The organism is Nostoc sp. DedQUE08, from assembly GCF_034530895.1.
Taxonomy (GTDB): Bacteria; Cyanobacteriota; Cyanobacteriia; order Cyanobacteriales; family Nostocaceae; genus Nostoc.
The window spans coordinates 1-7,709 of sequence record NZ_JAVRCD010000121.1 but is presented as its reverse complement, the minus strand read 5'-3'; the positions used below and the strand labels follow the sequence as shown (position 1 = coordinate 7,709).

At 42.3% G+C, this 7,709-nt stretch carries 7 protein-coding genes; 3 read left to right on the top strand and 4 right to left on the bottom strand.

Going from position 1 to position 7,709, the window contains the following annotated elements:
- The first annotated feature begins 380 nt into the window (after positions 1–380).
- Positions 381–746, top strand: coding sequence for a VOC family protein (locus tag RMY64_RS36415; RefSeq protein WP_322671959.1), 366 nt, complete (start codon positions 381–383; stop codon positions 744–746).
- A gap of 193 nt (positions 747–939) precedes the next feature.
- On the opposite strand, the gene RMY64_RS36410 is transcribed toward RMY64_RS36415, so the two are convergent.
- Complete coding sequence (locus RMY64_RS36410) at positions 940–2,211, bottom strand: hypothetical protein (RefSeq protein ID WP_322671958.1); 1,272 nt, start codon at positions 2,209–2,211, stop codon at positions 940–942.
- Positions 2,212–2,236: 25 nt separating this feature from the next.
- Complete coding sequence (gene murG / locus RMY64_RS36405; protein WP_322671957.1) at positions 2,237–3,310, bottom strand: undecaprenyldiphospho-muramoylpentapeptide beta-N-acetylglucosaminyltransferase; 1,074 nt, start codon at positions 3,308–3,310, stop codon at positions 2,237–2,239.
- 84 nt (positions 3,311–3,394) lie between these two features.
- Here murG and RMY64_RS36400 point away from each other — a divergent pair, with 84 nt between their 5' ends.
- Both RMY64_RS36400 and RMY64_RS36395 read left to right on the top strand, forming a co-directional pair.
- The gene (locus RMY64_RS36400) at positions 3,395–4,234 is read left to right on the top strand and encodes a nuclear transport factor 2 family protein (protein WP_322671956.1); all 840 of its coding nucleotides are present in this window, start codon (positions 3,395–3,397) and stop codon (positions 4,232–4,234) included.
- A 145-nt stretch (positions 4,235–4,379) separates the two neighbouring features.
- Positions 4,380–5,153: an SDR family oxidoreductase gene (locus RMY64_RS36395; RefSeq protein ID WP_322671955.1), complete on the top strand. Its 774-nt coding sequence runs from the start codon at positions 4,380–4,382 to the stop codon at positions 5,151–5,153.
- Positions 5,154–5,952: 799 nt separating this feature from the next.
- Here RMY64_RS36395 and RMY64_RS36390 read toward each other — a convergent pair.
- Both RMY64_RS36390 and RMY64_RS36385 read right to left on the bottom strand, forming a co-directional pair.
- Positions 5,953–6,576 carry an O-methyltransferase gene (locus tag RMY64_RS36390; protein WP_322702652.1) on the bottom strand — a complete coding sequence of 208 codons (624 nt, stop codon included), beginning with the start codon at positions 6,574–6,576 and terminating at the stop codon, positions 5,953–5,955.
- Positions 6,577–6,646: 70 nt separating this feature from the next.
- Positions 6,647–7,531, bottom strand: coding sequence for an NAD(P)-dependent oxidoreductase (locus RMY64_RS36385; protein WP_322702651.1), 885 nt, complete (start codon positions 7,529–7,531; stop codon positions 6,647–6,649).
- Positions 7,532–7,709 lie beyond the last annotated feature (178 nt).

Sequence of the window (7,709 nt, the reverse complement as noted above, 5' to 3'; positions counted from 1 at the left end):
TGCTGGTGATCCATTCGCAGAATCGATCCCATACATTGGCGCTTTGGCGCTGTTGGATGGTTGTTGTCATTGTTTTATGATTGCGGTTATTTATGAATCAGGCGGTTTCGTCTTTGCCTGTGAAACTACTTTACACTGCTTTACAAAATTTAATCAAGTTTTATTACTTCAGTAAAACTGATACGAGTTATCAGGTTTGCTTATTTAAGCTTGAGCTTTAGTGTTTGCAGTTGTTCACAATACTGTTGAACCCAGGATTTAGATATATTTACTCTGGTGTTAGCGCCCAAAAGATAAAATAGAAAGGAACATTATTGTTATCGACTCTGAAATTGAGAGTTGATATGGATTAGTACCAAAATTAGGAGGGAAGGTGTGACATGACAATTACTCTAAATCACACCATAGTGCCCGCACATGACAAAGAAGCAGCGGCGAGGTTCTTTGCAAAAATTTTCGGTTTAGAGGTCGAGCATCCCGTTGGTCACTTTGCTGCTGTACATATAAATGATGCATTAACGCTTGACTTCGCCGACGCTGAAGCGTTCGAGTCACATCATTATGCGTTCCACGTTAGTGATGAAGAATTTGATGCAATTTTTGCACGCATCAAAGAAGCAGGTATTGAATACAGCAGCGACCCCATGCATCACAAGAAAGGACAAATTAACCACAGAAAGGAAGGTCGTGGCTTCTATTTCTATGACTCCGATGGTCACAACTTAGAATTGTTAACCCGTGCATAGATTTTTGACATCGGGTCAAGCCCTTCGGGCAAGGGATGCATCTTTATTGGGAAAGGGCAAAGGGAACCCCATAACTAAAGTTAGGGGCTTGATATGAGGCGAGGACGCTGTATTTCTCGTACTACGTATCTCGAAATACATCTTTTTCCTTTCTCTTTAACCTTTTCCCTTTCCCCCCTCTTTGGTCAATGCATTACTTCTTTACTAAAAAATATGCCGTAGCATAGTCCGGTATTTGGCTGATATTCTGCCCAAATTCTGTTTTATTCTTAAAAATACCTGCCAAAAAATCGAGCTGATAAAGATTGGGTAAAAATGCTCCGCCTGTATCGGCGATGACTCCCATTTGCAGATGTTTGCGACCACCTTGAGTATGCTCAATTACAATCACTTTACCTAAACCGATATTTAAAACATCTCCAGCAAAAGTAACTCCGGGTTTGATAGAAATTTTTGCATCTATTTTGTATCCATAGCCTTTAATAGCATCAACTTCTCTAAAATACCAATAACGCTTTTGTGCTGTTGCCTTTAATCCACGGATATAAGCCATTCCATTGTTTCTATCTACATTAAAAAATGCCTTATAACCATCTGTAAAATTAATCAGGATTGTTCCTTCCATAATTGCTTCTTCTAAGCCATTTCTGGTTAGATAAGCAAGAGTATTAACTTTTCCAAATTCTCGACCACCTGGTTCATAAATACCAGATAAAACATCTTGCTTTGTGTATCGAGTGTAGAACTTATCGTTATTCGAGTTATCTTTTAAGCTATAAATTGGTATATTAAAAGTAGAGGTTTTCTTGCGGGAACCAGGGTGAGTAAATACAGCATATTTGGTAATTCGTAATTGTTTTTGCTGTTTAGCTTTGGGGTTGTAAGCAGACCATTTAATGACTCGAAAGTTGGTATTAATAAATTGAGAGTCTTGTAAACGAGTAGCCCGATTATTAGCAATATCTTCCTTCAAAACAGCAATCATGAAATCCAAAGTCTTAAGGACATCTGCTACAGTAACTCCTTGAGTTGCAAGCACTCCTGTACGCATAATATCTGGATCTTCTGAAGCATAATCTTGAAAATATTTTCTAGTATTAACGAGAACAGTTAATAAATCTCTTTGATTAAATTTAACCTTACTATTTGGTAGTTTTCCTGAAGTAGCAATCTGGCTGCCATTAATGTTAAATTTATATTTTTTGAACTCATCAACAACTGGATAGGGTGTAGATGCTGTTAACAAATTCTGTCGAGATGTAAAAGCATTTTGAGACTTAGAGTTAAGTCGATCGCTATCTTTATTTGAAGTCAGAGAAATCTGCGATTGAAGTAGGGCAGAATTTTCTTGTTGAGTAAATGACTGTTTAGTTTTTGAGTGGGTATATAGATAACTACTTGCTAAACTGACAAGTAATAAGGCAGCACAACCTACTCTAAAGCGAAGTTTTTTGCTCAATAACATATTCTTTAATGCTAAATAATCAACGTTATGTTTCTATCACCTCACGCACTAACTGCGCCAATTTTTCGGCACTATCAGGAACTGCGATCGCCTTTGCTTTTTTCCCCATGTTTGCTAACTCTTGAGGTGACTGCAATAAATTCAACACACTACTTTGCAATACTTCAGTTGTCAACTCAGATTGCTTCAACGTTAACGCTGCACCCGATGAAGTAAATACGTCTGCATTGTAAGATTGATGGTCTTCTGCGGCAAAGGGGTAAGGAATCAAAATCGCAGGCGTTCCACACACTGCTAATTCTGTTAAGCTACCTGCGCCAGAACGACTAATGGCAAGAGTTGCTCGTTGCAATAACGCTGCCATATTGTTGTAAAAAGGCAAGGCTATGTACTGTGGATGTTTGAGACTATCTGCTTGGGGATCGCGATCGCCAGTTAAATGTACTACATAAACACCAGCATCAAACCAAGCTTTTGCAGATTCGCGCACCAATTTATTTACTGCAACTGCACCCTGGCTACCACCAAAAACAACAATTAAAGGCACACCATCAGGAATAGCTAAATCTAGTGGCGCATTAATTGCCCCATCAAGAAATTGCGCTCTAACCGGAGTACCAACATAGACATTTTTGGCACGAGGTAAATACTTAGCAGCGACTTCAAATCCCAAAGCTACCGCACTACACCAAGGGCCAAAAAAGCGAGTTACTTTACCTGGTAAGGCGTTAGATTCGTGGAAAACCACGGGTAAACCGAGAGAACGCGCCGCAATCACGGCTGGCCCGGCAATGTAACCGCCAGTGGTAAACACCCCTTGAAAATTTCCCTGTTTGAGAATTCGTCTGACTTCTAGAATCGAAAGGGCGAGTTTACCCAAAATGCGAATCGAGGAAACTCCAAACCCTTGCTGAAACCCTTCAACTGCAATAGTATTCAAGGGATACTGTTTCGGGACAAGTTGAGTTTCTAGGCGATCGGGTACTCCCAGCCATTCTATTTGATAATCTGGAAGTTTTTGTGCCAGGGCGATCGCTGGAAACAAATGTCCACCAGTCCCACTGGCAGCTATTAATAATCGTATCGGTGCGTTTGCCATCAAACCTCTACCGTTTAGCGTCTAGCTTAACTAAGATAAAACAATTTGCTTACTTTCTCTAATCAAATCAGTAAACTCTTACCCATGACTAACATTATTACCGCCTTAGTGAGACGACAACTCAAATTCCCAGCAAATATTTGGCTAGTTTCGTTTCTGCTGACTATTGGTTTAACAACTGGTTGGCAACGTACTCAGGCGACGACACCACAGCAATTATCCCAAGCCACAACAGCCCAAAATGCACCAGCTGCTTTGACAAACCTGTTGACACAAGTTGATACCGCCGCCAGCCGAGGCGATATCAGAGGGGTGTTGCAATTTTACAGTCCCAATTTCACTCATGGCGATGGATTAAACCTCCAAACCCTGGAAAAGTCTTTGACTTCACTTTGGCAACGATATCCGAAATTGCAATACAGCACGAAACTGCTATCTTCAAAACCTGAAGCCAATGGAATTATTGCTGAAACAGAGACGAAGATAACTGGCTTACCCTCTGGTAACGGTAATAAGTTAGCTCTCAATGCCACGATTAAATCGCGTCAGCGCATTGAAGGCGGAAAAATAGTCCGCCAAGACATTTTGTCAGAACGCACCCTGCTTACTTCTGGTAGTAATCCGCCCCAAATTGATATTAAATTACCCCAGCAAGTGCAAGTCGGTCAGAAGTATAATTTTGATGCGATCGTTCAACAGCCACTTGGTGATGATTTTTTACTAGGAACGGCCTTAGAAGAATCTATCCAACCAGATAAATTTCTTAATCCTACACCCGTCGATTTGGAATTACTGACATCTGGCGGATTGTTTAAAGTAGGACAAGCACCATCTACCCCAGGTAGCCAATGGATTTCTGCTGTCATCCTGCGAGGTAATGGAATGACAATGGTAACTCAGCGCTTGCAAGTGGTGAAGAAGTAGTTAGGAGTTAGGAGTTAGGAGTTAGGAGTTATAGACCGATTGATGATAAATTATGAACGATGAAACTTGTGCTAATTCATAATTCATAACTGTTAACTCCTCACTTCTAACTATCTTTGTTTACTTTTCACTCCTAACTATCCTAATGACTTCCCTACAAAATCAAATCATTTTGATTACTGGTGCAAGTAGTGGTATTGGTACTGCTTGTGCAAAAATCTTTGCTGGTGCGGGTGCAAAACTGATTTTAGCAGCACGAAGGTTAGAACGTTTGCAGCAGCTAGCAGATACTCTGAGTAAAGATTTTAGTACTGAAATTCATTTATTACAGCTAGATGTGCGCGATCGCCATGCTGTTGAATCTGCTATTGCAAATCTACCCCCTGCCTGGTCTGACATCGACATTCTCATTAATAATGCTGGCTTGAGTCGTGGTTTAGACAAGTTACACGAAGGCAGCTTTCAAGACTGGGAAGACATGATTGATACTAACGTTAAGGGTTTACTTTATGTCTCCCGCTATGTCGTTCCAGGAATGGTAAGTCGCGATCGCGGTCATGTGGTAAATTTAGGTTCCATCGCCGGACATCAAACCTATCCTGGTGGCAATGTCTACTGTGCTACCAAAGCTGCTGTCAGAGCAATTTCTGAAGGTTTAAAACAAGACTTGTTGGGTACGCAAGTCCGTGTAACTTCTGTCGATCCTGGTATGGTAGAAACGGAATTTAGCGAAGTACGCTTTCACGGAAATACTGAACGTGCCAACAAAGTCTACCAGGGAGTTACACCCCTAACAGCAGATGATGTGGCTGATGTGATATTTTTCTGTGTGACGCGATCGCCCCATGTCAATATTAATGAAGTTGTGCTAATGCCTGTTGACCAAGCTAGCGCTACCCTAGTTAATCGACGAACATAAAAGTAACCGATCTCATCCCATTCTCAAAAAGCTTACCTCTGCCACTTACTCTACTCAAGAGACATTTGGTAGAAAAAATGTAGAGACGTAGCAATAGTACGTCTCTACTAGGGTTCTGGATGAATGGCGCTAAGAAAAGCTGAAAGCTCGTCTGGGCTGGGTGTTGGGGGTAGGGTGTTGGGTGTAGGGAAAAATCAAGAAAAGTAAATATGAGTGGGGATACAAATAAATTTCTGACTTACTACACCCACTCAGCCACACCCCACACCCAAAAGCCTTATATATAATGGGTTTGCCGTTAACAAGCGTGCCATTCGGTTCTGGATAACGCATATTTAATTTCACTAAATATTTAAAGTCTTACCAACTCAGCTAGAGTGAAGAACTCTTAACCCAAGTGTGTTGGATTTTAATTGGAAATTAACCTATTTAGTAACTTTTCTTAACTGTGTTTTACGAAGTATTTAGTTACTGTATTTAGGGATACGCAATTATTTTTTATAGCAAGGGACTGGGGACTGGGGACTGGGGACTGGGGACTGGGTGAAAAGCCTTTTTGTGTCTAAGTTTTATCGTCTGTTGATGTCCTAACCACCTTGACTGTTGCTATATAAATAAGCGCTAATCTAATCAAACATGGCCAGAATATACTATACCTTCCTGGCAGGGGGACTTGTTATATAGTCCCTGCTGGGTTTATTTATTACAAGCTTTAAGTTTTTTCTAAATTTTTATGAGTTGGCGTTAGTGTAGATCGACTCAAACATCGCCAACACTATTTTCCAGGCAGGTATATTGGCTATTGGTCAGCCGTGACGATCGCGATCGCAAAGCCGTCATATCCTTTGCTACCCACAGTCTGGATTGCCGTGGCGTTGACGCGTGGCTCAGAAGCAAGCAGTTCGTTGAAGCAACGCACCCCCTGAACGCTAGGATCGTTGCTACTGGAATCAATCACCGCTCCGTTACGCACAACATTATCAGCGATAATCAGGCTGCCGCGACGGGAAAGCTTGAGCGCCCACGCGAAGTAATCGGGATTACTTGGCTTATCAGCGTCGATGAAGATTAAGTCAAATGGGCTGTGACCTTCGGCGGCAATCTGTGGCAGTGTAGAGAGGGCTTGTCCGAGGCGGAGGTCAACAACGTCAGACAGACCAGCGTGAGCGATATTGGCGCGGGCAATTTCGGCGTGCTTTGGGTCAGCTTCCAGTGTGATTAGGCGGCCATTGCTGGGTAACGCCCGCGCCAGCCAGATCGTACTGTAGCCGCCCAGTGTGCCAATCTCTAAGATGCTTCGCGCCCCTTGGATTTGCGCCAACAGTAACAACAGTTTGCCTTGGTTTGGCGAAACGTTGTGCGGCGGTAGTCCGGCGGCGGCACTGGTTTGGAGGGCTTTATCCAGCACGGGATCTGACGGCACAAGCAGATCGGTAAAGTAACGATCGACCGCAGTCCACTGCTCTTGAGTCATAGATTCTCAGTTTTTACGATTAAGTGTCACTTGCTTCATTGGAAAGGATTGTAATGATTTCATCCAACGGGCGATCGCGATTAGAATTTTCTGGTGTTTCTTTACCCAAGGAGGTTTCTTTCACCAAACGGTAAACCTCAGCTGCTCCGTAAAAAATCTGCTCTGTCAGACCTAACTCTTTAAAGGTTTCTGCAATCTCTTCCATCTCTCCTACCCAACGATGTGCTTTCGGTGTCATCGTGGGAATGGAACGCGTCAAAATACTAGCAAGTTCTGGTTGACTATTAGATATTTCATCCCATAGTTCCTTATCTAAACCTAAACGATGGGCTGCAATTAGTAATTCTGTGCCAATTGCTGTAAGTCCCTTTGTCAGCGCTGCGTAGGACATTTTCAACCCCGAAGCCTGACCAATTTCATCACCAATTACCCGTACATCCAAGCCGCGATCGCGCAGTTGTTGGAGTTGATTTGCTTGTTTTCCAGAAGTGTAAATGCGGGTGCGATTGGGAACTCGCGGTGGTGGGCCAATAATTGATGCATCTACAAATGTTCCGCCAACTGATTCAATGAGGTGGCCGATATTTATGACTTTTTGGGGTGCGATCGCATTACAATCAACGTAGAGAATGGGTTTACCAACATCGGCGATCGCCTCAGCTACTTGCTTCGCCGCTTGGGTAGCCACTGCCGGGACTAGAACTGACAACACCACATCAGATTCAATGACCAATTGTGTGAGAGAACCTACATCTTGGATGTTGGCTGCGGCTGCTAATTGCCGAGTTCGTTCACTGCGATCGTCTAGGGCTGCAATAGTTTTCAATCCATGTTGATTGAGAACAGCTGCGATCGCCTGTCCCATATCACCCGGACTTAAAATACCAATAGTTTGGATAGGCATGGAAAGTTTTATATTTATTTTATGGCTGACAAGTTAATTCAAGTAATTGAGTAGTCATCAACTACGATAAATCGATGTATATGCCGTATTTTAATCAAACCACGGATAAGCTTAACAAGCAAGCTATAAAACTCATATTTGATTTTTGAAAAAAACTCAGTACAGCTTTATTCCTTCT

What these genes read in the sequence shown, in the direction of transcription:
- RMY64_RS36415 (WP_322671959.1), top strand. Translation starts at nt 381, where the DNA reads ATGACAATTACTCTAAATCACACCATAGTGCCCGCACATGACAAAGAA.
- RMY64_RS36410 (WP_322671958.1), bottom strand. Translation starts at nt 2,211, where the DNA reads ATGTTATTGAGCAAAAAACTTCGCTTTAGAGTAGGTTGTGCTGCCTTA.
- murG (WP_322671957.1), bottom strand. Translation starts at nt 3,310, where the DNA reads ATGGCAAACGCACCGATACGATTATTAATAGCTGCCAGTGGGACTGGT.
- RMY64_RS36400 (WP_322671956.1), top strand. Translation starts at nt 3,395, where the DNA reads ATGACTAACATTATTACCGCCTTAGTGAGACGACAACTCAAATTCCCA.
- RMY64_RS36395 (WP_322671955.1), top strand. Translation starts at nt 4,380, where the DNA reads ATGACTTCCCTACAAAATCAAATCATTTTGATTACTGGTGCAAGTAGT.
- RMY64_RS36385 (WP_322702651.1), bottom strand. Translation starts at nt 7,531, where the DNA reads ATGCCTATCCAAACTATTGGTATTTTAAGTCCGGGTGATATGGGACAG.